Origin of the sequence: Tardiphaga sp. (assembly GCF_041424195.1) — a bacterium.
In the GTDB taxonomy this organism is placed as follows: domain Bacteria; phylum Pseudomonadota; class Alphaproteobacteria; order Rhizobiales; family Xanthobacteraceae; genus Tardiphaga.
In genome coordinates this window covers 1-1,940 of sequence record NZ_JBGMOE010000060.1, presented here as the reverse complement: position 1 = coordinate 1,940, position 1,940 = coordinate 1, and the positions used below count along the sequence as shown (strand labels likewise).

Genomic DNA, 1,940 nt, shown 5'->3' with positions numbered 1-1,940 from the left:
TCAAGGATGTCTACGGCGAGGCCAAATCGACCGGGTTCGACGTCAAGACGATGCGGGTGATCATCCGCCTGCGCAAGATGGAGAAACACCATCGCGACGAAGCCGAGGCGATGATCGAAATGTACAAGTCGGCGCTGGGGCTCGACTGATGGACAGGCCCACGCTCCAGGACATCGCCGCGATGCCGTATCCGGCATCGCTGCAGGCATGTCGCCGCTTTTACGACCGTCATTGGGCGCTGTTCGACGATCGTGGCGAGCGCGAGATCGTCGTCACGATCGATTTTGAAGTCACCAGCGAGGATCAGCGCTCCTACGCGATCATGGCCTCTTCGGTCGAACAGGCCGAGGCCAAAGCGCGCAAGCTCCTGGCGGCGGAGGCGCGTGGGATCTCGAACATCTTGGAAGTTCGCCTGGCGGATCCGCGCCACGACAGATCTCATCCCACCTTTGCCTTCGATCGGGTGCACTGATGGGCGCGATCGAACTCAAACGGCAAAAGCTGGTCGCAGCGACCGATTATGTCGGCAAGCTGACCCGCGCGGGCGTCCCGGCCGCGACCATCATCGACGGCCTCGTCGCCAACCACGGTGCCACCTACGGCACGCACTATTATGGCAGCCGCCTGTCCTGTGCTGGCGTCGTGTCCACCTGCACCTTCAGCCCCGACAAAGGCTTGCTCGAGAACTGGACTAAGACCGCGACGCTTCGGCTGATGGCGACCCCGATGGTGTCAGCATGACGCCCTTTTCGGCGGCGCTAGCTGAGCTCGGCGTCCGCTTGCCGTTGCGTCTGTGCGACGAGGAAAGCGGATCAGTCCTCGATGCTGACGACATGGAGGTCTTCGTCGTCGATGCCAATCGCGACCTGAGCGACGAATCCGCCACCGCGATCGCCGACCTGCTCGTCGACGCAGTCAACGCGCGCGGTGCCGCATGACGCTCGCTCCCGAACCCACGCCGATGCGCGAGGATGTAAGGCAGGCTGTCAGCGCAGCGATCATTAAAGAACGCGACAAGCCGTTGCAGGGGCCCGAGCATGGCGCATGGGATCGCGGCCGTAGAGCTGGCTTGAGCGAGGCTGCCCGTATCGCCCGGCGTGTCGAAGCTGAACGCCTCGCCCAAACCACACGCCCCGGCACCGCGGATGAGCATAGCCGCTTTTGGCTGATCATTCGCGAACCCGGGATGATCCCGGATCGCAAGGGGCCATTCAAGATCACTGACACCGCTAAGGTGTTGCGCGAGTTCATGACGGCGAACCCGAACGCCTTTATCGACTATCTCACCGTCACATCCGATGGCGAACCTTACGTCGATCACGGTCCGCAGGTCCTGCAAATGACTGACGGTCGCTCGATGGCGACCGCCCGCAAGCACAATGAGCGCGTGAAGGCCGAAGCAATCACCGCCATGCGCGACGGGGTGGACGGGGGGATGGTGGAGGTACCGCGCGAGGTGGTCGCGTTCCTCAAGGGCGAAGGTCCTCTCGACGGTCAGTGGTTCGGCGATCCCAAGCCCGTCGGCGAACCCGGCAACTTCTGGTGGAGGAAGCACCTTCCAAATCTCGCCGCCCTCTCGCGCAAGGGAGAGGTGACGGGATGACCTGTGACCGCATCCCCTTACCCGGCGGCGGTTCGGCCATCGTCTGTTCGTCGCGCAAGCGCGAACGCTGCGCTTGTGGGCGTCCAGCCACCTTGCTGTGCGACTGGAAGGTTAAAACCCGCAAGAGCGGCACCTGTGATGCGCCGCTCTGCGCCCGCTGCGCGCACCAACCGGCACCGGGCAAGGACCTCTGCCCCGCGCATCGCACTGCCTTCGAACAATGGCGTGCCGCCCCGCGCGCGCCGCGCCTCTCGCCGATCTCAGGAGGCGAGGTGACCAACCCCGCCCCCACCCCTGACCGTCCAGCGGTGGCACCCGCTCGCCCGGTCCTAGCCGA

The 1,940-nt window shown here is 64.5% G+C and carries 5 protein-coding genes; all 5 read left to right on the top strand.

The genetic code is table 11. From position 1 onward, the window contains the following. Positions 1–149, top strand: a 149-nt coding sequence (locus ACEK02_RS09660; RefSeq protein ID WP_371421500.1) for a DUF2312 domain-containing protein, incomplete at its 5' end; no start/stop codon positions are given. A gap of 32 nt (positions 150–181) precedes the next feature. Beyond that, the gene (locus ACEK02_RS09655; RefSeq protein WP_371421499.1) at positions 182–472 is read left to right on the top strand and encodes a hypothetical protein; all 291 of its coding nucleotides are present in this window, start codon (positions 182–184) and stop codon (positions 470–472) included. Further along, on the top strand, positions 472–741 hold the full coding sequence (locus ACEK02_RS09650) for a hypothetical protein (RefSeq protein WP_371421498.1): 270 nt from the start codon (positions 472–474) through the stop codon (positions 739–741). The genes ACEK02_RS09655 and ACEK02_RS09650 overlap by 1 nt, the downstream gene beginning before the upstream one ends. Next, entirely contained in the window at positions 738–938 is a 201-nt protein-coding gene (locus ACEK02_RS09645; protein ID WP_371421497.1) for a hypothetical protein, read from the top strand. Before ACEK02_RS09650 ends, ACEK02_RS09645 begins: the two co-directional genes overlap by 4 nt. Then, positions 935–1,603 carry a hypothetical protein gene (locus ACEK02_RS09640; protein WP_371421496.1) on the top strand — a complete coding sequence of 223 codons (669 nt, stop codon included), beginning with the start codon at positions 935–937 and terminating at the stop codon, positions 1,601–1,603. Before ACEK02_RS09645 ends, ACEK02_RS09640 begins: the two co-directional genes overlap by 4 nt. Positions 1,604–1,940 lie beyond the last annotated feature (337 nt).